This is a genomic window from Micromonospora sp. NPDC023888 (assembly GCF_040639415.1).
Lineage (GTDB): Bacteria > Actinomycetota > Actinomycetes > Mycobacteriales > Micromonosporaceae > Micromonospora.
The window spans coordinates 1-25,875 of the sequence record NZ_JBEZZW010000041.1; the positions used below are offsets into that span (position 1 = coordinate 1).

Genomic DNA, 25,875 nt, shown 5'->3' on the forward strand with positions numbered 1-25,875 from the left:
CGCCATCCGCAACCGCGCGGCCGGTGACCCCCGCGATGGTGGCCGGGTCAGCCGAGGTTGGCCCAGGTGGACCAGGGGCCGCTGGTGGTGGTCTGCCACATGCTGTAGAGATTCCCGTTGCCGCCGACGACGAAGACCTGGAGGCGTCCGTCGGCGTTTGTGGCGACGGTCAGGTCGGTGGAGAGGCCGTTGCCGCCGAGGCTGGTCCAGTCGGAGAACAACCCGTTCGGGGTGCTCTGCCACTTGTGGTAGAGCTTGGCGTCGCCGCCGATGGCGAACAGTTCGATCCGGCCGTCGGTCTTGGTGACGGCCTTGATGGCGTGCAGGTCGGTGCCGTCGAGGTTGCTCCAGGCCGACCACGGGCCGCTGGTGGTGGTCTGCCAGATGCTGTAGAGGGCGCCGTTGCCGCCGATGACGAAGGCTTGCAGGCGTCCGTCGGCGTTGGTGGCGATGGTGAGGTCGGTGCTGAGGTCGGTGCCGCCGAGGCTGGTCCAGTCCGCGAACGGGCCGTTGGCCGTGTCCTGCCACTTGTGGTAGAGCTTCGAGTCGCCGCCGATGGCGAACAGTTCGATCCGGCCGTCCTTCTTCTTCACGGCGCTGAGCGAGCGCAGGTCGGTGCCGCCGAGGTTGGCCCAGGTGGACCAGGGGCCGCTGGTGGTGGTCTGCCAGATGCTGTAGAGGCTTCCGTTGCCGCCGATGACGAAGGCTTGCAGGCGTCCGTCGGCGTTCGTGGCGGTGGTGAGGTCGGTGGTCAGGTCGCTGCCGCCGAGGCCGGCCCAGTCGGAGAACAGCCCGTTCGGGGTGCTCTGCCACTTGTCGTAGAGCTTCGAGTCGCCGCCGATGGCGAGCAGCTCGATCCGGCCGTCCGGCTTGGTCACGGCCGTGGGGGCCTGGAGGTGGTTGCCGCCGAGGTTGGCCCAGTCGCCGAAGACGCCGTTCGCGGAGGTCTGCCAGGTGCTGTACACCGCACCGGAGCCGCGGGTCTGGAACGCCTGCAACCGCCCGTCGGCATTCAACGCCACCGTCAACGACCGGGCGGACGGCCGGGTGCCCCACTGGCCGAAGTCGATGGCCCAGGCCTCGTCGAGGTCACAGTCGGCCCCGCCGACGGTCACGCCGTTCTTCACCTGTCGCAGCTGTGCCCGGCCGTCCCACTGGTTGGACGACCACGCGTACGTCTGCCAGCCCCAGCGAATCTTGCCGGCGTCGAAGAGTCGCTTGATCACGAAGTAGCCGCCGTAGGCGCCGACCCGCGCCCGGCCCAGCACCGAGGCAACCCCGTCGAAGTACGCCTTGATGGCGGGTAGCTGCGACTCCGAGGCGTCGAAGTCCACGCTGAAGTAGATCGGCTTTCCCGCCGGCATGCCGCAGGCCAGCGCCTGGCTCTGCGCCTTGGTGGCGTTCTCCACCCCCTTCGCGTACCCCAGCAGCGCCTCGCCGGTGGTGTACTCCCAGTTGGAGACGATGTCGATGCCGCCCGCGATGAGGGCGTCCGCCTCGCTCCGGGTGAGATTCTTGCCATCGGTGCTGTCGCTCAGATATCGGCAGGCGAAGGTGTAACCGGCGGCCTTGAGGGCGCTGATGCTCGGGCGACCCCACGAGTAGTCGACGCCGCGACGGTAGACGGTCGCGGCTGCCGGGGATCCGAAGGCCAGCCCGGTGACGCCGCCCGCGGCGACGGCGGCCAGACCAGCCAGCACGCTGCGTCGGGAGATCTGGTTGGGCAGGTGCGGTGCGGAGAGAACACGCATGGGAGAAGGTCCTTTCGAGGGCTACCGGGGCGTACGAGGGCGTGGCTTCGCCGGGGCGGACCGGGAATCTGCGGTGGAGCGGGGGTCACCGGCGCGGGCCGGTGACCCCCCGCGGTGGTGCCGGGTCAGCCGAGGTTGGCCCAGGTGGACCAGGGGCCGCTGGTGGTGGTCTGCCAGATGCTGTAGAGCGCGCCGTTGCCGCCGATGACGAAGGCCTGGAGGCGTCCGTCGGCGTTGGCGGAGATGGCGAGGTCGGTGGTGAGGCCGCTGCCGCCGAGGCTGGCCCAGTTGGAGAACAGCCCGTTCGCTGTGGTCTGCCACTTGTGGTAGAGCTTCGAGTCGCCGCCGATGGCGAACAGCTCCATCCGGCCGTCGGTCTTGGTGACGGCCCTGACGGCGCTCAGGTCGGTGCCGTCCAGGCTGGTCCATTCCGACCAGGGGCCGCTGGTGGTGGTCTGCCAGATGCTGTAGAGCGCGCCGTTGCCGCCGATGACGAAGACCTGGAGGCGTCCGTCGGCGTTGGCGGAGATGGCGAGTTCGGTGGTGAGGTCGTTGCCGCCGAGGCTGGTCCAGTCGGCGAAGGGGCCGTTGGCCGTGCTCTGCCACTTGTGGTAGAGCTTGCCGTCGCCGCCGATGGCGAACAGTTCGATGCGGCCGTCTTTCTTCTTGACGGCGCTGAGCGAGCGCAGGTCGGTGCCGCCGAGGTTGGCCCAGGTGGACCACGGGCCGCTGGTGGTGGTCTGCCAGATGCTGTAGAGCGCGCCGTTGCCGCCGATGACGAAGACCTGGAGGCGTCCGTCGGCGTTGGTGGCGACGTTCAGGTCACTGCTGAGCCCGCTGCCGCCGAGGCTGGTCCAGTCGGAGAACGGCCCGTTCACCGTGCTCTGCCACTTGTGGTAGAGCTTGCCGTCCCCGCCGATGGCGAACAACTCGATCCGGCCGTCCGCCTTCGTCACCGCCGTCGGCGACTTCAGGGCGCTGCCGCCCAGGCTGGCCCAGTCGCCGAAGACGCTGTTGGGGGCGGACTGCCAGGTGCTGTGCACCGCGCCGGAACCGCGGGTCTGGAACGCCTGCATCCGCCCGTCCGCGTTCAGCGCGACCGACAGCTTCGTGGCCTGCGGCTTCGCGGGAGTCGACGGGGAGGCGATCAGACCGGTGCGCCGGATCGGCTTGTACATGGAGAGGTCACCCGCGCTGTTGAAGCCCAGGTTGCCATCATTGCTCTTCTTGTACGGGTTCTGGACCGTCTCGCCCGTGTCGTTGAACGAATAGACGTAGGCGCCCTTGCCGTGGTCGTTCCGGTCCGCCCAGAACGCGAACAGTTCCATGTGGCCATCGCGCACCATCGCGTCGCCGGGCTGCCAGTCGTCTCTGCTATCAAGCGTGTACCAGCTGGGGTTACTGCCTTGAAAATTTCCGGTGTTGTAGCTGGTTCCCAGGTGCCAGACCATCGACACCAGACCCGAGCAGTCACGCCGGTAGGTGTGGTCGCCCTCCTCGTCGCTCGCGTAGGTGCTCGGGGAGCTGTTGAGGTACGTGATGCCGCGGTCCACCCAGTCCTGGGCCCGGAGCAGGATCTCGTTGCGACTGATGGGACCTTCGAGCGTGGATGCCTGGGCGGGGGCCGGTGACAGGCCGACCAGCCCAGTGGCGATCATCGCCAGCGCGCCGATGAGGCTGCTCGCTCGGCGAGTACGACGGAATCGTGACTGCACAACTTTTCCCTTCGAAGTGGGTGAAGTGCCGGGCGGTGCCGACCGGACCGGAAGCATCGAGACCCTTGGCTGGAACTGATGCGGCCGGTTAAGATCCGCGACACAGGCGTCACCGTGGGTTCCGTCCGCAGTGGTCGGTCCCAGGTGGTCCTGCTATGCGGTTGTGGGTCGGCAACCTTCCCTTCGGATGAGGACACATAAGCCGTGGCGCCTCGCTGAGCGGTGTCGCGTGCTGTCGGCGATGGCTGGCTGGGAAGACCCTCGCAGTCGGATCCGGTAGCGAACCTGAACGGATTCTTGACAACATGAGCGGCCCATTTCTGGGCCGTGTAGGCACTACGGGCGCGGGGGCGAAGCCGTGGAACTACGTATATTGGGTGACCTGCAGGTTGTGGTCGACGGACGACCGGTGGAGTTGGGTCCACCGAAGCAGCGACTGGTGTTCGCCGCGCTCGCCGTCGACGCGGGTCGGAGCGTGCCGATCGAGGCGCTTGTCGACCGGGTCTGGGACGAGACGCCGCCAGCCGACGCACGCGGCGTCCTGTACACCTACCTGACCCGCATCCGGCGGATCCTGGCCACCGCTCGGTCCGCCGACACGGTGCCGATCACCGTGGGTCGCAGTCAGACCGGCTATCTCCTCTCCGCCGAGCCGGACCGGGTGGACCTGTACCGGCTACGCCGCCTCGCCGAGCAGGCGCAGGGCCTGCCGGCGGAGCATCCGGACCGGCCGGCTCTGCTCCGGGCGGCGATCGACCTGTGGCACGGGGAGCCCCTCGACGGTCTGCCCGGCGACTGGGCGTCCCGGGTCCGGGAGGGGCTGCGTCAGCAGTTGATCCGGGTCCTGCTCGACTGGGCCGACAGCGAGATCACCCATGGTCGGCCCGGCCCGGTCACCGAGCGGCTCACAGTGGCCGTTGACCGAAGCCCGCTCATCGAGCCGTTGGTGCTGAGCCTGATGCGGGCCCTCTACTTCAATGGACGCCGAGCCGAGGCGCTCGAGCTGTACGCCCGGACCCGGGCCCGGCTCGCCGACGACCTGGGCATCGACCCGGGCACGGACCTCCAGGACCTGCACCGGGAGATCCTGCGCGGCACCCTGCCGCCGCCGGCGGCGCTCGCGACCGCGGTCCCGACGCCGGCGCAGCCATCGGCCGTCGTGCCGACGCCTGTCGAGACCGCGCCGGAGCAACCGCAGCCCAGCAGCGGGGGGCCTGGGTGCCAACTCCCGGCCGACCTGCCCGACCATGTCGGGTGCGAACCGGAGATCTCCCGCGCGCTGGCCGTGTTGCGACCCGACGGCCGTCGTGCCGAGGGCACCGCCGCACCCGTGCTGATCCTCTCCGGTCCGGGTGGGGTCGGGAAGACGGCACTCAGCATCCGGCTGGCGTATCTGCTGCGGCACGCGTACCCGGATGGTCAGATCTTCGTCACGCTCAGTGGCCGCGGCCGCGACCCGGGGGAGGCGGTCGACCGGGTGCTGCGGGCCCTCGGCGCCACGAACATCCACCAGCTCCCCACGCTTGCGGACAAGCTCGGGCAGTACCGGGCCATGCTGAGCGGGCGACGCTTCCTCATCGTGCTCGACTCGGCGGTCAGCGCCGAGGAGGTCCGGCCCCTGGTGCCCGGCGGCCCGGGCAGCGCCCTGGTCGTGTCCAGCCGGGCCCGGCTGACCACCGTTCCCGGTGCCGAACACATCGAGGTGCCGCTGCTGGATCAGGCCGACTCGGTCCACCTGTTGGATCGCATCATCGGGCCGGACCGGGTGGCGGCGGAACCGGAGGCGACCGACGCGCTCGTGGAGATGTGCGCGGGGCTGCCACTCGCCCTTCGGATCGTCGGCGCGCGGATCGCGGCGCGACCGCACCGCCGGATCGCCCGCCTGGCCGAGCGGATGCGGGACGAACGTGGGCGGCTCGACGAGATGGCCGCGGACGGGTTGGCCGTGCGGGTCAGCGTCGGGGTCGGCTACCAGGCGCTCGATCCGGCGGCCCGACGGGCGTTCCGGCTGCTCGGCTTCCTCGGCGTGCCGAGCTTCGCGGAGTGGCTGGTGGCGGCGCTCATCGGCGGTTCGGTGGACGATGCCGAAGAGCTGTTGGAGCAACTCGCCGACGCCCGGCTGGTGACCGCCCTGCCCGACCCGACGCACCGGCTGCTCCGCTACCACATCCACGACCTGGTCCGGCTGTTCGCCCGGGAACGCGCCGCCGAGGAGGACGCCGACGCCGCGCTGCGCGCCGCGGTGGCCCGGGTCCTGGCGACGGCCACCGACTTGGGGGAACGGCTCAACCAACGGCAGCCGTACGCCGTTCCGCCGCTCTACCGACAGACGCCGCAGCCGGTGGACGTGCCGACGGTTCCGCTCCCGGCGGACCACCAGCTCCCCGGCTGGCTGGAGGTCGAGGCGTCGACACTGATCGTCGCGGTGGAGCGGGCCGCGGAGCTGGGCATGGACGTGGCGGCGTGCGCGCTGGCGGACGCGTTGGTCTACGCGTCCTTCGCCGTCCGGAACGACTTCGTCGGCTGGGGACGCACCCACGCGGCGGCCTCCGCTGCGGCACGGGCCGCCGGGAACGCCGTCGGCGAGGCGGTGATCGCCTGCGGCATCGCGCTGCTGCGCTACAAGGAGGACCGGTTCGTCGAGGCCGAACAGAGTTTCCGGAGCGCCATCGAGCTGTTCGAGGCGGCCGGTCACGAGCACGGGTCGGCGGCAGCGCGCAGCGGGCTCGGCGCCGTGCTGCGCGAGGTTGGCCGGCACCGGGAGGCCGTCCCGTTGCTGACCGCGGCGGCCGACGTCCTGGAACGGATCGGCGGTGACAACGCTGCCGCGCACGCCACCTACGGGATCGGACACTGCCTGCGGGAGCTGGGCGACGACGATGAGGCGGTGCGCTTCATCGGCCGGGCCATGGACGCCTACCGGGCGCTCGGTCACGTCCGGGGCGAGGCCATCGCCGCTCGGGGGATCGGCCTCGTGCACCGGGCCCGGGGCGAGCTGGACGACGCGCAGCGCTGGTGCGTCCGGGCCCACGAGCTGATCGTGGCGAGCGGTGACGAGCTGCTCGCCTGCTACACCGAGCAGGCGCTGGCGAAGGTGTGGCTGCGGCAGGGGGACGCGGGCCGGGCACTGGCGCCGTTGGAGCGCAGCCTGGCGACGTGCCGCCGGCTGAACGACCGGTTCGGCACGGCGCTGGTCCAGCGGACCGTCGGTGAGCTGCACCTGGCGGCGGGGCGGCCGGAGGTGGCCCTGAAGGCCCTCCGGCTGGCCCACGACGGTTGGGTCGAGCTGCACCACGATCTCGGCGCGGCACGTACGCTGCGCGACCTTGGCGCGGCGCACGCCGCGTTGGGTGACGTCGCGTCGGCGCACCGGGTGTGGGAGACCGCTGAGGCGACGTTCCGGCGGCTCGGCACCCGGGAGGCCCGCGAAGCGCCGGGCTGGCACGAGCGGTGGTGGTGCGAGTGCGCCGCGACATCCCTGGCGGACCGGGTCGTGACCGGCGCGCAGCTGGTCTGACAAGCCGGTGACCAGGGCTTCCAGGTTTCGTCAAGACCAACCGCAGGCCGCTTCCCTAGCGTCGGACCAGCACCGGGCATCGCACCGGAGGGCAGTCCGACGAGAGGGAGAAATGATCATGACGATCCGACGCAGCGGCGCGTGCCTGGTGGCGGCGGTGGCGCTGGCCCTGCCGGTGGCCGGATGCGCGCACGACGAGCGCACCGGCGGCGCGGCGAGTGTTCCCGCGCCGGCCTCGTCCGGGTCGGTCGCCGCGCCGGAGCCGACCGCTCCCGGGGCACAGGCGACCGCGACGACCTCCGGCGTCCCCGCGCCACCGGCTTCCGCCTCGGCTCGGCCCGGTACGGGAGGCGGTCGGGCGGCCGACCCGGCGCCGACCAGCACCCGGCCGCTCCGTCTCGACGACGAACACGTCACCGACACCCCGTCCTGCCGCCCGGAGGTCCTGCTCGCGGCCGCCAGAGCGGCTCTGAGCGGGCAGAGTGTGCAGGACGTGGCGGTGTTCTCCTGCCGCAACGGCTACGCCCGGCTGATGGCCGTCGCCCCGCAGCCGGCGGAGATCCCCGACGGCCAGATGTTCCTGCACGAGGATGCCAAGGGCTGGCGGGTCGTGGCGCGTACCTCGGCAGCCACCGACTGCGGCGACACGGGCCTCAACGCCGCCATCCAGACGGCCTGCGCCGGCCTGGCCTGACCCGGCCCGGGGCGACACGCGGGCCGGAACCGCCCAGCCGGCAGCGGTGGCCGCCACACCGGCATCCCCCGGCCGGCGTGTCGTCGGTCCGGCAGGGCAGGATGTACGCCGAGGGGGTGGCGCATGGCTGGGCGGATCCGGGACGAGGACATCGCACTGGTCCGGGAACGCACCTCGATCGGGGATGTGATCTCCGAGACGGTCACCCTCAAGTCCGCCGGTGGCGGCAATCTGAAGGGCCTGTGCCCGTTCCACGACGAGAAGAGCCCGTCGTTCAACGTCTCCCCGGCCCGCAACGTCTGGTACTGCTTCGGCTGCGGGGCCGGCGGCGACGCCATCAAGTTCCTGATGGATGCCGACCACCTCAGTTTCGTGGAGTCCGTCGAGCGGCTGGCCGGCCGCGCCGGCATCCAGCTGCGCTACATCGAGGACGACAAGGGCACCCCGCGCCCCCGCCCGCAGCAGGGTCAACGGCAACGCCTGGTCGCCGCGCACGCCGCCGCCGTCGAGTTCTACCGGGCGCAGCTCAGCACGGCCGGGGCCCGGCCGGCCCGGGAGTTCCTGGCCAAACGGGGCTTCGACCGGGCCGCCGCGGAGCGCTACGGCTGTGGCTTCGCGCCGGACGGTTGGGACCTGCTCACCAAGCACCTGCGCCAACAGGGCTTCACCCACCAGGAGTTGGTCACCGCCGGGCTGTCCCGGGAGGCCCGCTCCGGCAGCCTGATCGACCGCTTCCGCCGCCGGCTGCTCTGGCCGATCCGCGACCTCGCCGGCGACGTGATCGGCTTCGGCGCGCGCAAGCTCTTCGACGACGACGACGGCCCGAAGTACCTGAACACCCCCGAGACGCCGATCTACAAGAAGTCGCACGTGCTCTACGGCATCGACCAGGCCAAGCGGGAGATCGCCAAGCAGGGCCGGGCGGTCATCGTCGAGGGTTACACCGACGTGATGGCCTGCCACCTCGCCGGGGTGACCACGGCGGTGGCGACCTGCGGCACCGCGTTCGCCGCGGACCACATCTCCGTCCTGCGGCGGCTCCTGTTCGACAGCGACGAGGTGGCCGGGGAGATCATCTTCACCTTCGACGGTGACGCCGCCGGCCAGAAGGCCGCGCTGCGCGCCTTCGAGGACGACCAGCGGTTCGTCGGGCGCACGTTCATCGCCGTCAGCCCGGACAACATGGACCCCTGCGATCTGCGGCTGGCCAAGGGTGACCTGGCGGTACGTGACCTGGTCGCCCGCCGTGAGCCGCTCGTCGACTTCGCGCTGCGACACGTGATCGGCCGCTTCGACCTGGACACCGTCGACGGCCGGGTCGAGGCCATGCGCCACGCCGCGCCGCTTGTCGCGCGACTCAAGGACCGGGAGAAACGTCCCGAGTACGTCCGCAAACTCGCCATGGACCTCGGCATGGAGATCGAGCCGGTGCAGCGGGCGGTGCTCGCCGCCGCCAACACCCCGCCGCCCGGCACCCGCGACGTCGCCCCCGCCGCCCGGCCCGCTCCGGCCCGCCCCGAGCCGGTCCCGGACAGCCCGCAGTCGATGGTCGAGCGCGAGGCGCTGAAGCTCGCCCTCCAGCAGCCGGTCCTGGCCGGGCCCATGTTCGACGCCGTCGAGTCGACCGAATACCGCCACCCGGTGCACGTCGCGGTTCGTACCGCCATCGCAGCGGCCGGTGGGGCCGCGGCGGCGACCGGCGGCGCGGTGTGGATCGAGTCGGTCCGGGACGCCTGCGACGATCTGGCCGCGGCGGCGCTCGTCGGCGAGCTGGCGGTGGAGCCGCTGCGCATCGACGGCGAAGCCGACCCGCGCTACGTGTCGATCACCATGGCCCGTGTGCAGTTCGGGTCGGTGACCAGCCGCATCCGGGACCTCAAGTCACGCATCCAGCGGATCAACCCGGTCAACAACAAGGACGAGTACTTCGCCGCGTTCGGTGAGCTGCTGTCCCTGGAGCAGCACGCCCGGGCGTTGCGCGAGCAGGCTGCGGGAGGCCTCTAGATGGGACTGTTCAGCCGCAAGCCGAAGCTGCCGCCGGCCGACCGGCCGCCGCTGGCCCCCGACGAGCGGGTGCTGGCCTGGGCGGCCGCCGGCAACGGCGAGGGCGACGGGGTGGTGGTCGCCAGCAACCTCGGGCTGTGGCTGCCCGGTCGAGGGCACCGGCTCGGCTGGCACACCATCCTCAAGGCGGTCTGGTCCGGCCGGGAGCTGGCCGTCACGCCCGCCGAGACCGTCGTCGAACGCGACGGCTACACGGTGGTCGCCGACGGCCCGACGGAGACCTACCTTCTGCTCGACCCGGGTGAGCTGCCGCACCAGGTGCGGGCCCGGGTGACCCGCTCGGTCGCGTACACCGAGCAGCAGCCGGTGCCCGGCGGCGCGGCGCGGGTCGCGGCCCGCCGCGTGGCCGGGGCCGACGGTCTCACCTGGACGGTCCGACTCGACCCCGGCACCCCGGCGGACGACGAGGCCCTGCTGGCCGAGACCGACCGCCTGGTCGGGGTGGCCCGTGCCGCCACGGCTCCGGGCGACCTGTGAGCGAACGCTCGATTGCTCAACTCCCCCGGTAGTAGCGGCTGGCGCCGGGGTGCAGCGGGATGGGCTCGCTCAGCGCGGCGCTGGCCCGGGTGAAGTTCGCCGCCTCGGGATGGACGGCGACCAGCTCTCTCTGGTGGTCGAAGAGCGTCCGGGTGAGGTCGTACGCCAGGCCGTCGGGCATGTCGGCGCTGACCAGGATCACGTTCGCCACGGTGATGGTGGGCGCGTCACTGGCCGTGTTGTAGACGTTGGCGGTCAACGTCGAGGTGGTGTAGACGGGGCCGTAGCCCCTCTGTAGCGGCTGGAGGAGGTTGTCCAGCGGTAGTAGCCGGAACGCACCCGGCGAACTGGTGAGCAGGTCCTTGATGCCGGGGGTGGGCAGACCACCGGAGAAGAACATGGCGTCCAGGCTTCCGGCCCGGATCTGTTTCACCGTCTCGGGCAGCGACAGGGTGAGCCGTCGGACGTCGCGGTCCGGATCGAGGTTGGCCGCGGTGAGCAGCCGGCCGGCGATGATGTCGGTGCCGGACTTCGGCGAGCCGGTGGAGACCCGCTTGCCGCGGAGGTCGGCGACGTTCTCGATCTTGCTGTTGGCGCGCACGATCAGGTGGGTGTAGTTGCTGTAGATGCGGGCCAGCGCGCGGACCGGCTGCGGCTTCCCGTCGAACGCGCCCTTTCCGGCGATGGCGTCGGCCGCGGTGTCGGCGAGACTGAACGCGATCTCCATGTCGCCGGTGGTCAGGCGGTTGATGTTCTCCACCGAGGCGCCGGTCGGTTCGGCCCGTGCCTCGTAGCCGGGTAGATGTCGATTGATCAGGTCCGCGTAACCGCCGCCGAGTTGGTAGTAGACACCTGTGGTGTTGCCGGTGGCCAGGAAGATCCGCCCGCCGTGCCAGGCGTTCGACGGGGACGGTTCGCCACCGCAACCCGCGACGAGCATGACCAGCAGCAGCGCCGCCCCCAGCCGCCGCACTCGTGTGGTCACCGGCGTACCGCCGGCTCCAGGGCCTCGGCCACTCGCTGCACCAGGGTCGCGGTCTCGTAGCCGATCTGGCCGAGGTCACAGCCGGGTGCCGCGAGCACGCCGAGCAGCGCGCGTGAGCCGACCGCCATCACCAGCAGCACACCGCCGTCCATGTCGACGATCTGCTGGCGTACGCGGCCGGCGGACATCAGCCGGGCCGCGCCGACGGTCAGACTCGCCAGTCCGCTGATCACGGCGGCGAGCTGATCGACCTGGTCGATCGAGAGGTGTGGGGAGGCGGCCAGTCGAAGCCCGTCCTCGGAGACGGCGAGGGCGTGCGACACGTCCGGAACCTGGTCCACGAAGTTCGCGAGCAGCCAGTCCAGACCTGGTGTCACGGGTGGGGTCATCGGATTCTCCCGGTGGGTGTCGTGTACGGGTTGGAGCGGGCGGCGCTCGCAACGCCTTCGGCGAGGGCGGAGAGGCGACGCCGGACCACCTCGGGATCGAGCAGATCCGACTCGCTGGCGGGGGACGGTGGTGGGGACAGGTGCGTGGGTAGCTGCGCGGGCAGTTGCTCACCGCGGTTGCGACGAGGCAGCCCGCCGGCGGTGAGCCGCGGGGTTGGCGGAGCAGTCGGCGGCGGCACGGGAGCAGCGCCGGGAAACGGCCCGGTAGACGGCGGCGGTACCGTGGCGACGCCGCGAGCCTGCCCGCTCGCCGCGCCCTGGGCGGCGACCAGTGGCCGTGCCCCGGCGGCAGCGTTGCTGGCCGGTCGGAACCAGGCCGCCGGCCGTCCGGCCAGCGGCCGACCCGCCACGGGCTGGTGATGGGCGACCGTCTCGATCCGGGTCAACAACTGGTCGGGGAGTTGCACCTGGGCGATGGTGCCGCTGTCGGTGCTGTAGAGCTGCACCCGGATCCCGTACCGGACGGCCAGGTGAGCCACCACGTGCAATCCCATGCTGCCGGCCGCCGCACTGCTGATCATGGCTGGGCTCGCGAGCCGATCGTTGATTGACGCCAGCCGGCCCGGCCGGATGCCGATTCCGTGGTCGTGGACCCGCAGCAACAGCCCGTCCACCGTGTGCCGGCCGTCGACCAGCACGGGCGTGTGCGGCGGTGAGTAGACGGTGGCGTTCTCCAGCAGTTCGGCGAGCAGGTGCACCAGGCTGCCGACCGCCGCGCCCTGCACCCCGGCCGCCGGCAGGTTCAGCTCCACCCGGGGATAGTGCTCGATCTCCGAGGCCGCCGCCCGGACCACGTCCTCCAGGTGCAGCGGAGCCTCGTGCCCCCGGCTCGGCTCGCCGCCGGAGAGGACCAGCAGGTTCTCCCCGTTGCGACGCAGGCGTGCGGCGAGGTGATCCAGTGCGAAGAGGCGTTCGAGGACCCGGGGATCGGTCTCCTCGCGCTCGAAGTCGTCCAGCAGCCGTAGCTGACGGGTGATCAAGGTGCGGATCCGCCGGGCCAGCGCCTCGGCCATCCGCGTCATGTCCAGGCGCAACTCGGCCTGCGCGCCGGCGAGGCGCAGCGTGGCCTGACTGACCGTGCCGAAAGCCGCGGCGACCTGGGCGACCTCGTCGTGACCACGTGCGATCGCGGCGGTGGCCGCGCCAGCGGCGCTCTCGTCCGGGCGCTCCGCCCCGGCGGCTATGGCGGTGATCCGCTCCGGAAGCTCGTGGTTCGCCATGGCCAACGCCGCGGCCCGGAGGCGGCTCAACCGCCGGCTGATCCGGATCGCCAGCACCACGGCCGTGATCAGCGAGCCGAGCGCCACGGCAACGGTTACCCCACCGGTGAGCAGGGCTCTCCTCAGCGCGTCGCGGGCCAGCGCCGCGGCGTCGCGGTCGAGGTCCTCGGAGAGTTCACGGCCGAGCAGGTTGTATCGGCGCAGGGCCCCGCTCTGGGCCACGAACCAGGCGTCGCCATCGGTCTTCATCGCTTCGGCGCCACCGTCGGTCTCCAGCACCGCGTCCCGCATGGTGCGGGCCGTCTGCACGTCACCGCCGGTCATCAGCCGGGCCCAGGAACTGCTCGCCGTGTCGGGCGCGATCCGGAGGAACTCGGCCTCGCGCTGCTCCTGAGCACCGTTCAGCGAACCCAGCAGGGCAAGCTCGCCGGCGTTGAGCCGGCCCCGGCCGAAGACGGCGCGCAGCAGGTCTCGCTCGACGGAGGCCAGGTGCTCCTGGGTGGCGACGGAGGCGACCTCCCGGGCGGCGTTCGCCAACTCCGGGTCACGCAACTGGGCCGGCAGCGCGTCCGCGACGGCCAGCAGGGACTCGACGGTACGGGCGTACGCCGCGTCGGCCTCCGTGCCGGTCAGCGCCAGGGCGCGGTTGGGGGAGAGCTGGTCGAGTTGGCCTCGGGCACTGCCGAGCATCGGCGTCAGCTCGGGTACGGACTCCTGGGCCTGCTCGCCGACGGTGCGGAACCGCTCGACGGCGGCGTCGACGCGGCGCCGTTGGGCGTCCACGAGTGGCCGTCCGGCGGTGCCCCCGCGTTGGCGCAGCGCCGCCGTCTCGCCGAGTTCCCGCTCCAGTTCGTGGACCAGTTGGACGGTGACCGTGGCGGTGCCGGAGAGGACACGGGCCCGGTCGGCGTCCGCGCTGGCGTCGAGCGCGGCGTTGGTCTGCGCGGCACCGAGCACGGTCAGACCGATGATGGTCACCATGATCGGCGCGAGTAGCTGGGTGCGGATCGAGCGAAGGTTTTCGAGAACACCGCCGGTGCGGTGCTGGCGTACGTGGGCGGGGAGCGGCACCGGGGCCTCCCGGGTCGGGGTGGTGCCCGGCCCGGGCGGTGAGCCCGGGCCGGGACGATCGGATCAGCTTGCGGCGTTCAGCTTCGTCAGCGCCGTGTCCGCCCCACGGTGCAGCGGCACCGGGTCGGTCTTGCGCGCGTTCGCCAGGTCGATGCCCTTGGCCGCCGGGTTGGCCTGGCTGAGAGCGTCCTTCTTCTCGAACACGGTCCTCGTGATGACGCAGGCGACGTTGGCGTCGAGGTCGTCGCGGACCAGCAGCACATTCGGCACCACGATGGTCGGGACATCGGCGGGAGTCTTGTAGACGTCCTTGGCGATCGTCCCGGCCTGGTACGCGGGGTTCAGCTCTGCCATCTTCGGCAGCAGCGGGCTGATGTCGATGAACTTCACCTTGTCGGCCGCGGTGGTGAAGAGGTCGGTGACGCCGCCGGTCGGGGTGCCGCCGGACCAGAAGAAGCCGTCGATGCTGCCGTCCTTCATGCCGTCGACGGTCTTGGTCAGATCGAGTCGCTGTGCCTGGATGTCCTTTGCCGGGTCGAGGCCGGCCGCGGTGAGCAGCCGCTGCGCGATGACCTCGGTACCCGACTTGGGTGATCCGGTGGAGATCTTCTTGCCCTTCATCTCGGCGACGGAGGTGATTCCCGCGTCGGCCCGGACGACGACCTGGGTGTAGTTGTCGTAGATGCGCGCGAGCGCCTTCACAGGCTGCGGTCCCTTGAAGGTCCCCTTGCCCTGCGTCGCGTTGACGGCGGTGTCGAAGAGCGAGAAGGCGACGTCGTACTGTCCGGCGACGAGTTGCTCGATGTTCTGCACCGAGGCGCCGGTCTCGGCGGCGGTGCCGGTGAGCTTGCCGCCGCTGGCCGTGGCGAGTTGTCCGGCGAGCGCGTTGCCGACGACGTAGTAGACCCCGGTGGCGTTGCCGGTGGCGATGCCGACCCGGGTGTCCTTGGTGACCTCGCAGCCGACTGCGCTGGAGGTGTCGTCGGTGGCCGCATTCTTCTGACGGCCCCCGCATCCGGCGATGCCGGCCGTGAGCAGGGTGACTGCCCCGAGGCTCGCGGCGATTCGCACGTTGATCCGTCTCACCTTTTCTCCTCCTGATGGTCTTTCTGGTTGACGCCCCTGTCGGCGGCGGCCGTCCGGTTGGCCGTGCCGCGACGGAGCAGGACACCCGCCACGGTGAGCGCGACCAGGGCGGCGCCGACCATGACGGGGACAGGTTCGAGCCACAGCAGAACCAGCCCGGCGAGCGCGCCGACGATCCGCTCGGGTTTTCCGGCCGGGCCGATGCCGGGCAGCCACCCACCGGCCGCCACCGCGAGCACCGCGACTCCGAGCGCGGTGGTCAGGCCGGCCAGCAGGATGCGGTCCACCCCGCCGATACCGAGCAGCCCGAGCCCGGTTGGCGTGAGCACGAAGGCGATCGGGATGAGGTACGCGGGCAGCGCGTACCGCAGGGTCTGCCACATGGTCGGGATCAGTCGTCCGCCGGTGACGGCGGCGGCGGCCACCGCGGCGAGCGCGGTTGGCGGCGAGGCCTCGGAGAGCACCGCGAAGTAGAAGACGAACATCGCCGCGGCGGGTGCGGCGACGCCCAGGTTGAGCAGCGCGGGGCCGATGATCACCCAGCCGATCACGAACGAGGCGGTGACCGGCACGGCCAGGCCGAGCAGCGTGAGCGCGAGCGCGGCGAGCAGGGCGGTGAGCAGGAGCACGACGAATGGGTTGGAGCTGACCGCCTGGGCACCGCTGAGCAGCAGCGCCGCGGCCTGCGGGCCGAGCCCGGTCTTGGTGGTGGTGGCGGTGATGATGCCGGCGGCGGCGCAGACCGCGCTGACCGCCAGCACTCCGCGCACTCCGTTGCTGAGCGCCTCGATCAGGCGTGCGGGGGTGAGTCGGTGCCGCCGGTCCAGGAAGGAGAGCACGGCCGCCAACGCGGTGGCCAGCACCACGGCCCTGGTCGCCGAGGCGCCGAGGGCGAGCATCACGACGATCACGATCAGCGAGAGGAAGTGGTAGCCGAAGCGGGCCAGCAGCGACCAGGCCGACCCGGCGTCGATCGTGACCCGACGTACTCCGGAGCGGCGGGCGTCGATCTCGACCGCGAGCAGGATGCCCAGGTAGTAGAGCAGGGTCGGCACGGTGGCCCAGCCGAGCACCTGGAGGTACGAGACACCGAGGTACTCGGCGATGATGAACGCGGCGGCCCCCAGCGTCGGCGGTGACAGGATCGCGCCGACGCCGGCGGCGGCGAGCATGCCGCCGGCTCGCTCCGGCGGATAGCCGGCTCGGCGCAGGATCGGCCAGGTGACCGAGCCGATGCTGACCGTGGTGGCCGCTCCCGAACCCGAGACGGTTCCGAGGAGGAAGCCGGCGGCCACCGCGGTGCGTCCCGGTGCGGTGCGCGAGCGGCGGAACGCGGCGGCGGAGAGTTCCACGAAGAACCGACCCGCGCCGGAGAAATCCAGCACCGCGCCATAGATGGTGAAGAGCACGATGTACGAGGCGGCCACGTCCAGTGGGGTCCCGTAGAAGCCGCTGTCGGAGTTGTAGAACGCGTCGACGAGCTGCCCGAAGTCGAGTCCGGCGTGGGCCACCGGCCAGGACTGCGGTAGCAGCCCGCCGTAGTAGCCGAAGGCCAGGAAGAGCAGACAGACCGCCGGGAGGATCCATCCGGTGGTTCGGCGGCACGCCTCCAGCAGCAGAAGCAGCAGCACGGTGCCCAGCATCAGGTCGACCGGGTCGAGCAGCCCCTGTCGGTCGAGGAAGGCGTCGTATCCGCCGCCACCCGTACCGATGGCCACCGGCAACACCGGGTAGAGGCAGCTCAGCAACGCGGCCACGGCGAGCACCCAGTCGAACGGGGTGGGGCGCATCCGGCTCGTCGGTCTGCTCGGCGGGTCAGTGGGCGCTGCCGGTGTGGCTCGTCGTGGCAGGCGCACTCCCGACGGATACGCCAGGAAGACCATCGGCAGGACGCCGGCGAGGAAGATGATCAGGTAGAACTTGCTGCCCTGCGCCAGCGGAAAGAAGACCTGGTAGATGGCGAGGAGAGCGACGGCAAGGGTGACGCCCACGAAGAAGAAGCCGAGCGGCCCGGTGAACACCCGGCCCGGTTTCTCGTCCTCGAACTGTGCGGTCAACTCGCGGTCGGGCTGCCCGCCGACGGGCACCGGAGTGGGGTCGGTCCCACCGGGTTCGGCGGCTGGCCCCTTCTCGGCGGTTGGCCCCTTCTCGGCGGGTGCCGTCAGCGGCTGTTCGTCGATGTCGGCCGGTGTGGGTGCGTCGTCGTCTCGGGGCGAGGGGGCGGAGTCCTGAACGGGGTGCGCGGATGACACGCTGGGGGACAATACGGGGGGCTGCGCTGTATGGGAATATTGTTGAACGTGATTGCTGTGGGTGACTATTCTTTCGTGAGGGGAATCCCCCAGAATGTAGATGTCGAATAAGACTCGTGTCTGCGACAGTCCCCCGCAGACGGCGATTCGGCAGGTCGCACATGTTGTGTGGCCCCGCTCGCGGAGGGGATGGGTTGTGGGCGTCAACGGATACGCATCCCCAACTTGTGATCACCTACAGTCACCTCGATCGTTCTTGCGCGCCGGGTTGGTGCTGCTTTAGCCAGCTTGGTCCGGCTCGATCTCGCCCGGTCATCGGCCGAAAAAACCTGCCGGTGTGACCTTCTTGTTATCGCGCTGGACAGTCGGGTGTTGCTGAATCCCGGCACGTCATTGCCCCCGACAAATGCAAAGGAGCGACACTGCTGGCGGTCCGGGCCATCCACGGTGATCAAGGTCCGGTCGGCGCGTTATTCGGGTTGTGTTCTCTGGGGTGTCGGTTAGGGGTCGGTGGCGCCTTCGGGGCGACCACTCATTCCGGCTCGGGATTGGGTTCAGCGGACTCTGGCCCAGGTGACGAATCGGTCGCTCAGTCGGTCGTGACCGGCCTCGCCGGGCAGGTCCCCGGTCGCCTCGCAGAGCAGCGTGCCGAGGTGGACGAGCAGGCCGATCCGCATTTCGGCGACCGAAACTGCGAGATCGACGCGGTGGGGGTGGGAGGTCTGGCGACGAATTTGCGTGGAGGGGTGTCGGACCTGGCCGCTAGGGTCGGTCGGTGACTTCGGGGCGACCACTGATTCAGGCGCGAGGGCTGGTGAAGCGGTTCGACGACTTCACCGCCGTGGACGGCATCGATGTCGAGGTGCGCTCGGGTGAGGCGTTCGGTTTCCTCGGGCCCAACGGCGCGGGCAAGTCCTCCACCATGCGGATGGTCGGCTGCACGTCCCCACCCAGCGGGGGTGAGCTGCGCATCCTCGGCATGGACCCGGTCGCCGACGGGCCCGCGATCCGGGCCCGGCTGGGCGTGTGCCCCCAGTTGGACAATCTCGATCCGGAGCTGACCGTCCGGGAGAATCTGACGGTCTACGCGCGCTATTTCGGTATCGCCCGCCGGGCGGCCCGGGAGCGGGCCGACGAGTTGCTCGACTTCGTCCAGCTCACCGAGCGGGCCGACAGCAAGGTCGAGCCGCTGTCCGGTGGGATGAAGCGCCGGTTGACCATCGCCCGCGCGCTTGTCAACGATCCGGAGATCGTGCTGCTCGACGAGCCGACCACCGGGCTCGACCCGCAGGCCCGGCACCTGGTGTGGGAGCGGCTGTTCCGGCTCAAGCAGCAGGGCGTCACGCTGGTGCTCACCACGCACTACATGGACGAGGCCGAGCAGCTCTGCGACCGGCTGGTGGTGATGGACGGCGGGCGGATCGTCGCCGAGGGCTCGCCCCGGGCGCTGATCGAGCGACACTCCACCCGGGAGGTGGTCGAGCTGCGCTTCGCCGCCGAGTCGCAGGAGCCGTTCGCCCGCAAGCTCGACGGCCTGGGGGAGCGGGTCGAGGTGTTGCCCGACCGGGTGCTGCTCTACGTGCCCGACGGCGACGCGGCGGTCGCCGAGGTCACCGCCGTAGGGCTCGACCCGGCCAACGTGCTGGTGCGGCGCAGCGGCCTGGAGGACGTCTTCCTGCACCTGACCGGCCGCACCCTGGTCGACTGACCGCATGTCCGGCGTATCGACCTGAGCCCGCGAAGATCCACCCCGGCTTCCCGAAAACCGGGGTGTCAGGGCGGGGCGGACAACCCCGTTTGCGGAAATCCGAGTCGATCGAGCGGAGGTCTGGGGCCTGGGCGCACGGCTGGCGCCCGGGTGCGCCGGGCTGAGGGCGGGCGACGGTGCGTCGTAAGGTGACCGGCGGCCCATTGCATGCCGAAGGAGCTTCATGTCCGATCTGGTGACCGCCAACCGACGTCAGGCCGGGCTGACCGCTCTCTACCTGGGCATCTTCGCGATGGTCTGGTTCAGTGTGCCGGCGGCGGAGCAGCCGCTGCGTGCCCTGCTGGTGGTGGGCAGCATCGTCGCGCTGCTCACTGCGGTGCTGGGCGGCGTGTTGTCGGCCCGCCTCCGGGGGGCCGGCGTCCCTCGGGACCGGGCGGCCGACCGTCCGTACCTGCTCATCGTCGTCGCCGAGTTCGCCGCCGCCGGGCTGGGTGCCGCCGTGCTGGTCGCCGCCGGCTGGTCCGAGTACGTTCCGGTGCTTGTCTGCCTGGTGGTCGGCCTGCACTTCTTCCCGCTAGCCCCGCTGCTGCGCGACCCGCTGCTTCGTCCGCTCGGTGTCGCGCTGTGCCTGGTGGCGGCGGCGGGGCTCATCGTCGGGCTCGCCTCGGCGGTCTCCGCCGGCCTGGTGGTCGGCGTCGGCGCGGGGGTGCTGCTGCTCGCTTACGCCGCGCAGGCGCTGGTCCGCGCGTACCGACCGGCCTGACGCTCAACGGGCTCTGGCCCAGGTGAGGAAACGGTCGGTCAGCCGGTCTCGTCCCTCGATGTCCCCGGCCGCCTCGTCGAGCAACGTGGCGAGGTAGACGAGCAGGCCGATCCGGTCCTCGCGGTACTCGCCGAGCAGCGCCAGGCGGGCCGGCGAGCAGGGCCACGCCGCGCCGCAGACCCGGCAGCGCCAGGACGGGCGGGCTGCCACGTGTGGGCGGTACCGGGGCATCAGTGCCCGCCACCGTCACGAGCCGGCCGGATGAGTCGCACTGGGAAACCTCCATCGGGTGGGTGGGGAGCGCCCCGGATCGGGGGGTCACGGGACGCTCCCGGCCTGGTTCCGCCCGCCGTCCGATCCCGTGAGCGGTTCCGCTGCGTGACAGTCTGGTGAGGACCCGACTACGGTGGGAGGTTCCGCACGCCGACGACCAGGGCGTACGGCGATCGGCCCGGCACGGTACGAAGATGTACGGGGGTTGTCCGTGGAGAGTTCGTCCATGCTGGAGCACTTCGCCGAGGAGTTGCGGCTGGCTCGGGCCGCCGGTGGGATGTCGCAGACCGCGCTGGCCGAGGCGCTCAGCTATTCCGGGGCGTTGGTCGCCAAGGTGGAGACGTCCGAGCGCCGGCCGAGTCTGGACTTCGCCCGCCGGTGTGACGTCGTGTTCGGGGCGGACGGTCGGTTCGAACGCATCCAGCGGCGGATCAGCCGCGAGGCAGTGGTGCCATGGTTCCGCGACTGGGCCGGCATCGAGCAGGAGACCACCGCGTTGCGGTGGTTCGAGCCGCTCTACGTGCCGGGTCTGGTGCAGACCGAGGGGTACGCCCGCGCCATCCTGGCCGGTGCCGGGCTCTTCGCGGCGGACGAGGTCGAGCAGCAGGTGACCGCCCGACTCGATCGGCAGGGTGTGCTCACCCGGGACCGGCCGCCGCTGCTCAGCCTGGTCATCGACGAGTACGCGCTGCGCCGCCACGTCGGCGGGCCGGAGGTGATGCGCGAGCAGTTGCGGCACCTGGTGAAGCTCGGCTCGGCCCTGCCCCGGGTCCGAATCCAGGTCGTGCCGCTGTCCGCCGGTGCGTACGCTGGGCTCGATGGTCCCTTCGTGATCGCCACCACAGCCACCGGCGAAGATGTGGTCTACCTGGACGGGCAGCGCCACGGGCAGGTGATCGACCGGGCCGAGTACGTGCGGCAGATGGTCGAGGTGTGGGAGTCGATCCGCGGTGAGGCACTATCGCAGCAGCAGTCCCTCGACCTGATCGCGGAAGTGGCGGAGACATGGAGCTGACCGGCGCCCGGTGGCGCAAGAGCACCCGCAGCAACGGCAGCGGCGGTGCCTGTGTGGAGGTTGCCGCCAACCTGCCTGGGCTGGTGGCCGTCCGTGACTCCAAGGACCCGACCGGCCCGGTGCTGGCCTTCGCGCCGGACGCGTGGCGGGCGTTCGTCGGGTCCGACGCCGTCCGCGGGTAGACAGCGACCACGCCGTCTCGATCAACTCGACTTCCGGGAAGTCGGGGTGTCGGGGCGGTGTTGTCACCCCGGTTTCCTGAAATCCGAGTCGATCAGGGGCGTTGCGTCGGGCTGGCCCCGCGCGTTCCGGGAAGTCGGGGTGTCGAGGCGGTGTTGTCACCCCGGTTTCCTGAAATCCGAGTCGATCAGGGGCGTTGCGTCGGGCTGGCCCCGCGCGTTCCGGGAAGTCGGGGTGTCGGGGCGGTGTTGTCACCCCGGTTTCCTGAAATCCGAGTCGATCAAGGGCCGACGCGCCGAGCCGGGCGCCGGGCGGGGTCCGCATGACGTGGCGAAACCCGGGCGACACCTCGACGGGGTCGTCGTAGGGTGGCCGGCGACCTGTCGTACCCGGGGGGTAGGAAGGTCGGGACGGGGGTGGTCGCGGTGAGTGTGGCACGGTTGCCGTGGGTGCCGGCGTGGGCGGTGTTCGAGCACTACCTGGTCGGTCTGCGTCGCACCTGGCGGGCCGGGGTGTTCTCCTCGTTCCTGCTGCCGGTGCTCACCGTTCTCGGCTTCGGCGTGGGCGTCGGCGCCTACATCGACCAGGGCGTCGGCGGGGTTCGCTACCTCGACTGGCTGGTCCCCGGGCTGATCGCCTCGACCGCGCTGCAAGTGACTGTCGGTGACTCGACCTGGCCGGTGTTCAGCAACTTCCAGTGGGTCAAGACCTACTTCGCGCAGAGCGCCGCGCCGCTGCGGGTGGGCGACATCGTGGCGGGGCACCTGGCCTTCGTGCTGTTCCGGGTGCTCACCGCCATTGCGGCGTTCCTGCTGGTCACCGGGCTGTTCGGGGCGTTGCGTTCGCCGTGGGCGGTGGTCACCCTGCCGGTGGTGGCGTTGCTGGGGCTGGCCGTGGCCGCGCCGGTCTTCGCGTACGCCGCGTGGGTGTCCAGGGACAGTTGGCTCGCGATGCTGTTCCGGTTCGCGGTCCTCCCGATGTCGCTCTTCGCCGGGGTGTTCTTCCCGGTGGAGTCGCTGCCCGACGCGCTGCGCTGGTTGGCGTACGTCACGCCGCTGTGGCACGCCGTCGACCTCTGCCGCGCGGCCACGCTCGGGGTCGCCCCGCAGTGGTCGATCGCCGGGCACCTGCTCTACCTGGCCGCGTGGGCCGGTGTCGGCTGGCTGCTGGCGCTGCGCGCGTTCCGTCGCAAGCTCGTCGTCTAGCCAGCAAGCTCACCGTCTGAGGACCAAGCAGAGTCTGAAGACCAAGCAGAAAGGCCGTCGTGGTCACGCTGATCCTGCCCCGGCTGGTGGACGTCTCCGCCGCGTCCCGGCGGTCCGCGTCGGTGGTGGGGCGCAACGTCGCGGCGCTGAAGTCGGTCTACTGGCTGCTGCTGCTCTCCGGTTTCGTGGAGCCGCTGCTCTACCTGCTCTCCATCGGCGTGGGCGTCGGCGCGCTGATCGGTGACCTGCCGCTGCCCGACGGGCGGCTGGTGTCGTACGCCGAGTTCGTGGCCCCGGCGATGCTCGCCTCCTCGGCGATGACCGGGGCGCTCGCGGAGACCGCCTTCAACTTCTTCGGCAAGATGAAATACATGAAGCTGTACGACGGGGTGATCGCCACCCCGGTACGGCCGTTCGAGATCGCCATGGGTGAGCTGGGTTGGGCGATGCTGCGGGGCAGCGCCTACTCGGCCGCGTTCCTCGGGGTGATGGTCGCGCTGGAGCTGACAAGTGTCACGCGGGCGCTTGCCGCCCTCCCGGCGGCGGTGCTTGTCGGGTTCGCGTTCGGGGCGCTCGGCATGGCGATCGCCACCGTCATGCGCAGTTGGCAGGACTTCGACCTGTTGGGCTCCGCACAGTTCACCCTCTTCCTCTTCTCCGGCACGTTCGTGCCAGCGCAGGCCTATCCGACAGTGCTGCGCTGGTTGATCGAGATCACCCCGCTGTACCGGTCGGTGCACCTGATCCGTGGGGTCGTGCTGGGCGGCGGTGGCTGGCTCTGGCTGCTCGACGTGCTCTACCTGCTGGCGGTGCTGTCGGTCGGCCTGCTGGTGGCCTCGCGCCGGATGGGCAGGTTGCTCTACCAGTAGTGGTTATCGGAGCCCGCCGACGGGGCATGTCGGAGGTGACACCACCGACGACGAGGAGGGGCGATGACCTCGGACGAGTCTGCCGGCCGCCGGGCGCGCGCCGACGCCAGCGCGCCGGTCGGGCCCGACGCGGGGCCGGACAGCCCCACCGATCTGCCCGGCAGCGGGTGGAAGGCGGCGCTGCGGCGCACCGTCAGCGAATTCCAGGACGACAGCCTGACCGACTGGGCGGCGGCCCTCACCTACTACGGGGTGCTCTCCATCTTCCCCGGCGTGCTGGTGCTGATCTCGATCCTCGGTCTGCTCGGCACGAGTGCCACGAACGGCGTCCGGGACACCGTCAACCAGGCGGTGCCGAACGACAGCATCCAGCAGATCATCAATGATGCGATCGGCACCGCTCAGGACAACGGCGGGCTGGCCAGCCTCGCGGCGATCATCGGTGTGCTCGCCGCGTTCTGGTCCGCGTCCGGCTACATCGGGGCGTTCATGCGCGCCTCGAACAGCATCTACGACGTGCCGGAGGGTCGGCCGATCTGGAAGACGCTGCCGATCCGCCTCGGCGTGACCGCGGTGGTCGGGGTGCTGCTGCTGGTCAGCGCGGTGATCGTGGTCTTCACCGGCCGCCTCGCCGAGGCGGTGGGCGACGTGGTCGGCCTCGGCTCGGCGGCGGTCACGGTGTGGGACATCGCCAAGTGGCCGGTGCTGCTGATCCTGGTCAGCCTGATGTTCGCGATCCTCTACTGGGCCTCACCGAACGCCCGGCACGGCGGTTTCCGCTGGGTCAGCCCGGGTGGGGTGCTGGCCGTGGTGATCTGGCTGGTGATCTCCGGCCTGTTCGCCCTCTACGTGAGCAACTTCGGCTCGTACAACAAGACGTACGGGGCGTTGGCCGGGGTGATCATCTTTTTGATCTGGCTGTGGCTGAGCAACATCGCGATCCTGCTGGGTGCCGAGTTCGACGCCGAGCTGGAGCGCGGTCGGGCCATCGCGGCCGGGCACGCCCCCGACGACGAGCCGTACGTCGAGCTGCGCGACGACCGCAAACTCCGCAAGAAGCGCAACTCCGCGGGCCGCCGCTGACGGCACCCCCGCACCGACCGCCCCGCCACCGGAGATCGGCTGGCGGGGCGGTTTCGTGTCCGTCGATGAAACTGGTGGCGAGCGGCTGCGGGCAGCCCGTGATCCTTTTCTTGATCGACTAGTAGCTTTTGTTCTTTCGGACAAAAGTTCATCTCGGAACGGTTGAAGCTCTGGACACGCGGTGCGGAGCGCTCCTACTGTGTCGGACACAACACTTCGACATTGCGTCGATGTGAACGATGCCAATGAAGAGGTGACCCCCCGGTGCGGACCGTCGACCCCCTGCACGTGCGACTGTTGCGGTTGCTCCGCGACGAGGGGGCCGTCTCCCGTGCCGAGTTGGGCGACCGCCTCCAGATGCCGCGCCCGCGCATGCTGGCCGAGCTGGACCGCCTGGTCGCGCTGGGCTACGTCGCCGAGGCGGGGCTCGCCGCCTCCCGGGGTGGGCGACGCTCCACCCTGGTCGAGCTGAACCCGAAGCTGCGCTTCGCCGCGGTCGACCTCGGCGCCAGCTCGATGGACATCGAGGTGGTCAACGGCCGCCTCGAACCGGTCGCCCAGTACGCCGAGCCGGCCGACATCCGCAACGGACCGAAGGTGACCCTGCAACGGGTCAACGAGCTGCTGCACAAGGCCCGGGTCGACGGCGCGTACGAGCGGTTGGACGCGGTGGGCATCGGCGTTCCCGGCCCGGTCAGCTTCCGCGACGGCGTTCCGGTCTCGCCGCCGATCATGCCGGGCTGGGACCGGTACCCGGTGCGCGAGTTGCTCAGCCGGGAGCACGGCTGCCCGGCGGTGGTCGACAACGACGTCAACATCATGGCGATCGGTGAGCGGCACGGTGGGGTCGCCCACTCGGTGGACGACTTCCTCTTCGTGAAGATCGGCACCGGCATCGGGTGCGGCATCTACCTCACCGGCGAGGTCTACCGGGGCACCGACGGCTGCGCTGGCGACATCGGCCACATCCAGGTCGACTCGCACGGTCCGATGTGCTCCTGCGGCAACGTCGGCTGCCTGGAGGCGCTGTTCAGCGGCGCCGCACTCGCCAAGGACGCCGCGGCCGCCGCCCGCAGTGGGACGTCGCCGGCGCTTGCCGAACGGCTCGCCCTGCGGGGTGTCGTCACCGCGCTGGACGTGGCCGAGGGCGCCGTCGAGGGCGACGTGACCTGCATCCAGTTGATCCGGGACGGCGGACGTCGGGTCGGTGGGGTGCTCGCCGGCCTGGTCAGCTTCACCAACCCGTCGATGATCGTGATCGGCGGCGGGCTGGCCCAGCTCGGGCACATCCTGCTCGCCGAGATCCGCAGCGTGGTCTACCGCCGGTCACTGCCGCTGGCGACCGGCAACCTGCCCGTCGTGCTGTCCGAGCTTGGTGGACGTGCCGGTGTCACGGGCGCGGCGGTGCTCGCCGGTGACGTCGCCTTCGGGGAAGCCGCATGAACCTGACCGAAATCCTGTCGTGAGCGAGGAGGAGACTGTGGCTCTGCCCGAGGAT

20 protein-coding genes and 1 pseudogene are annotated in these 25,875 nt (G+C 70.9%); 12 read left to right on the top strand and 9 right to left on the bottom strand.

What is annotated here, in order from left to right; all coding sequences use genetic code 11:
* Positions 1 to 47 precede the first annotated feature (47 nt).
* Both AB0F61_RS28190 and AB0F61_RS28195 read right to left on the bottom strand, forming a co-directional pair.
* Positions 48 to 1,751: a glycoside hydrolase domain-containing protein gene (locus AB0F61_RS28190; protein ID WP_357815554.1), complete on the bottom strand. Its 1,704-nt coding sequence runs from the start codon at positions 1,749 to 1,751 to the stop codon at positions 48 to 50.
* Between the two features lie 125 nt (positions 1,752 to 1,876).
* The gene (locus AB0F61_RS28195; RefSeq protein WP_357815557.1) at positions 1,877 to 3,466 is read right to left on the bottom strand and encodes a hypothetical protein; all 1,590 of its coding nucleotides are present in this window, start codon (positions 3,464 to 3,466) and stop codon (positions 1,877 to 1,879) included.
* Between the two features lie 358 nt (positions 3,467 to 3,824).
* Between AB0F61_RS28195 and AB0F61_RS28200 the strand changes: the two genes are divergently transcribed.
* The 4 genes and pseudogenes from AB0F61_RS28200 to AB0F61_RS28215 all read left to right on the top strand — a co-directional run bounded on the left by AB0F61_RS28200 (position 3,825) and on the right by AB0F61_RS28215 (position 10,218).
* Complete coding sequence (locus tag AB0F61_RS28200; RefSeq protein ID WP_357815560.1) at positions 3,825 to 6,983, top strand: BTAD domain-containing putative transcriptional regulator; 3,159 nt, start codon at positions 3,825 to 3,827, stop codon at positions 6,981 to 6,983.
* Between the two features lie 118 nt (positions 6,984 to 7,101).
* Complete coding sequence (locus AB0F61_RS28205) at positions 7,102 to 7,677, top strand: hypothetical protein (protein ID WP_357815562.1); 576 nt, start codon at positions 7,102 to 7,104, stop codon at positions 7,675 to 7,677.
* Positions 7,678 to 7,778: 101 nt separating this feature from the next.
* A pseudogene (dnaG, locus tag AB0F61_RS28210) lies at positions 7,779 to 9,681 on the top strand (DNA primase).
* On the top strand, positions 9,682 to 10,218 hold the full coding sequence (locus AB0F61_RS28215) for a hypothetical protein (protein ID WP_357815565.1): 537 nt from the start codon (positions 9,682 to 9,684) through the stop codon (positions 10,216 to 10,218).
* Between the two features lie 16 nt (positions 10,219 to 10,234).
* Here the strand turns inward: AB0F61_RS28215 and AB0F61_RS28220 are convergent, their stop codons facing one another.
* The 6 genes from AB0F61_RS28220 to AB0F61_RS28245 form a co-directional block, all read right to left on the bottom strand.
* Positions 10,235 to 11,203 carry a TAXI family TRAP transporter solute-binding subunit gene (locus AB0F61_RS28220; protein ID WP_357815568.1) on the bottom strand — a complete coding sequence of 323 codons (969 nt, stop codon included), beginning with the start codon at positions 11,201 to 11,203 and terminating at the stop codon, positions 10,235 to 10,237.
* Positions 11,200 to 11,592 carry a roadblock/LC7 domain-containing protein gene (locus tag AB0F61_RS28225; RefSeq protein WP_357815571.1) on the bottom strand — a complete coding sequence of 131 codons (393 nt, stop codon included), beginning with the start codon at positions 11,590 to 11,592 and terminating at the stop codon, positions 11,200 to 11,202. The genes AB0F61_RS28220 and AB0F61_RS28225 overlap by 4 nt, the downstream gene beginning before the upstream one ends.
* On the bottom strand, positions 11,589 to 13,943 hold the full coding sequence (locus AB0F61_RS28230; protein ID WP_357815575.1) for a nitrate- and nitrite sensing domain-containing protein: 2,355 nt from the start codon (positions 13,941 to 13,943) through the stop codon (positions 11,589 to 11,591). Before AB0F61_RS28230 ends, AB0F61_RS28225 begins: the two co-directional genes overlap by 4 nt.
* Before the next feature lie 63 nt (positions 13,944 to 14,006).
* A complete protein-coding gene (locus AB0F61_RS28235; protein WP_357815578.1) occupies positions 14,007 to 15,029 on the bottom strand; it encodes a TAXI family TRAP transporter solute-binding subunit in 1,023 nt (340 codons plus the stop codon).
* The gene (locus tag AB0F61_RS28240) at positions 15,026 to 17,050 is read right to left on the bottom strand and encodes a TRAP transporter fused permease subunit (RefSeq protein ID WP_357815706.1); all 2,025 of its coding nucleotides are present in this window, start codon (positions 17,048 to 17,050) and stop codon (positions 15,026 to 15,028) included. The genes AB0F61_RS28235 and AB0F61_RS28240 overlap by 4 nt, the downstream gene beginning before the upstream one ends.
* Before the next feature lie 785 nt (positions 17,051 to 17,835).
* Complete coding sequence (locus AB0F61_RS28245) at positions 17,836 to 17,958, bottom strand: hypothetical protein (RefSeq protein WP_357815581.1); 123 nt, start codon at positions 17,956 to 17,958, stop codon at positions 17,836 to 17,838.
* A 98-nt stretch (positions 17,959 to 18,056) separates the two neighbouring features.
* On the opposite strand from AB0F61_RS28245, the gene AB0F61_RS28250 reads away from it, so the two are divergent.
* Positions 18,057 to 18,989 carry an ABC transporter ATP-binding protein gene (locus AB0F61_RS28250; RefSeq protein ID WP_357815584.1) on the top strand — a complete coding sequence of 311 codons (933 nt, stop codon included), beginning with the start codon at positions 18,057 to 18,059 and terminating at the stop codon, positions 18,987 to 18,989.
* Between the two features lie 223 nt (positions 18,990 to 19,212).
* Positions 19,213 to 19,752 carry a hypothetical protein gene (locus tag AB0F61_RS28255; protein WP_357815587.1) on the top strand — a complete coding sequence of 180 codons (540 nt, stop codon included), beginning with the start codon at positions 19,213 to 19,215 and terminating at the stop codon, positions 19,750 to 19,752.
* A 3-nt stretch (positions 19,753 to 19,755) separates the two neighbouring features.
* On the opposite strand, the gene AB0F61_RS28260 is transcribed toward AB0F61_RS28255, so the two are convergent.
* On the bottom strand, positions 19,756 to 19,962 hold the full coding sequence (locus AB0F61_RS28260; RefSeq protein ID WP_357815590.1) for a flavin reductase: 207 nt from the start codon (positions 19,960 to 19,962) through the stop codon (positions 19,756 to 19,758).
* A 289-nt stretch (positions 19,963 to 20,251) separates the two neighbouring features.
* Between AB0F61_RS28260 and AB0F61_RS28265 the strand changes: the two genes are divergently transcribed.
* From AB0F61_RS28265 to AB0F61_RS28290, 6 genes are all read left to right on the top strand, one after another.
* Entirely contained in the window at positions 20,252 to 21,040 is a 789-nt protein-coding gene (locus AB0F61_RS28265) for a helix-turn-helix transcriptional regulator (protein WP_357815592.1), read from the top strand.
* A complete protein-coding gene (locus AB0F61_RS28270; RefSeq protein ID WP_357815595.1) occupies positions 21,031 to 21,222 on the top strand; it encodes a DUF397 domain-containing protein in 192 nt (63 codons plus the stop codon). Before AB0F61_RS28265 ends, AB0F61_RS28270 begins: the two co-directional genes overlap by 10 nt.
* 414 nt (positions 21,223 to 21,636) lie before the next feature.
* Positions 21,637 to 22,425 carry an ABC transporter permease gene (locus tag AB0F61_RS28275; protein ID WP_357815598.1) on the top strand — a complete coding sequence of 263 codons (789 nt, stop codon included), beginning with the start codon at positions 21,637 to 21,639 and terminating at the stop codon, positions 22,423 to 22,425.
* 59 nt (positions 22,426 to 22,484) lie between these two features.
* Positions 22,485 to 23,294, top strand: coding sequence for an ABC transporter permease (locus AB0F61_RS28280; protein ID WP_357815601.1), 810 nt, complete (start codon positions 22,485 to 22,487; stop codon positions 23,292 to 23,294).
* A 63-nt stretch (positions 23,295 to 23,357) separates the two neighbouring features.
* Entirely contained in the window at positions 23,358 to 24,377 is a 1,020-nt protein-coding gene (locus tag AB0F61_RS28285; protein ID WP_357815604.1) for a YihY/virulence factor BrkB family protein, read from the top strand.
* Between the two features lie 264 nt (positions 24,378 to 24,641).
* Entirely contained in the window at positions 24,642 to 25,820 is a 1,179-nt protein-coding gene (locus AB0F61_RS28290; protein WP_357815607.1) for an ROK family protein, read from the top strand.
* The last annotated feature ends 55 nt before the right edge of the window (positions 25,821 to 25,875 follow it).

Coding starts and splice junctions, on each gene's coding strand:
- AB0F61_RS28255 (WP_357815587.1), top strand. CDS start 19,213: ATGTCCGATCTGGTGACCGCCAACCGACGTCAGGCCGGGCTGACCGCT.
- AB0F61_RS28215 (WP_357815565.1), top strand. CDS start 9,682: ATGGGACTGTTCAGCCGCAAGCCGAAGCTGCCGCCGGCCGACCGGCCG.
- AB0F61_RS28190 (WP_357815554.1), bottom strand. CDS start 1,751: ATGCGTGTTCTCTCCGCACCGCACCTGCCCAACCAGATCTCCCGACGC.
- AB0F61_RS28270 (WP_357815595.1), top strand. CDS start 21,031: ATGGAGCTGACCGGCGCCCGGTGGCGCAAGAGCACCCGCAGCAACGGC.
- AB0F61_RS28265 (WP_357815592.1), top strand. CDS start 20,252: ATGCTGGAGCACTTCGCCGAGGAGTTGCGGCTGGCTCGGGCCGCCGGT.
- AB0F61_RS28225 (WP_357815571.1), bottom strand. CDS start 11,592: ATGACCCCACCCGTGACACCAGGTCTGGACTGGCTGCTCGCGAACTTC.
- AB0F61_RS28205 (WP_357815562.1), top strand. CDS start 7,102: ATGACGATCCGACGCAGCGGCGCGTGCCTGGTGGCGGCGGTGGCGCTG.
- AB0F61_RS28245 (WP_357815581.1), bottom strand. CDS start 17,958: ATGCGGATCGGCCTGCTCGTCCACCTCGGCACGCTGCTCTGCGAGGCG.
- AB0F61_RS28285 (WP_357815604.1), top strand. CDS start 23,358: ATGACCTCGGACGAGTCTGCCGGCCGCCGGGCGCGCGCCGACGCCAGC.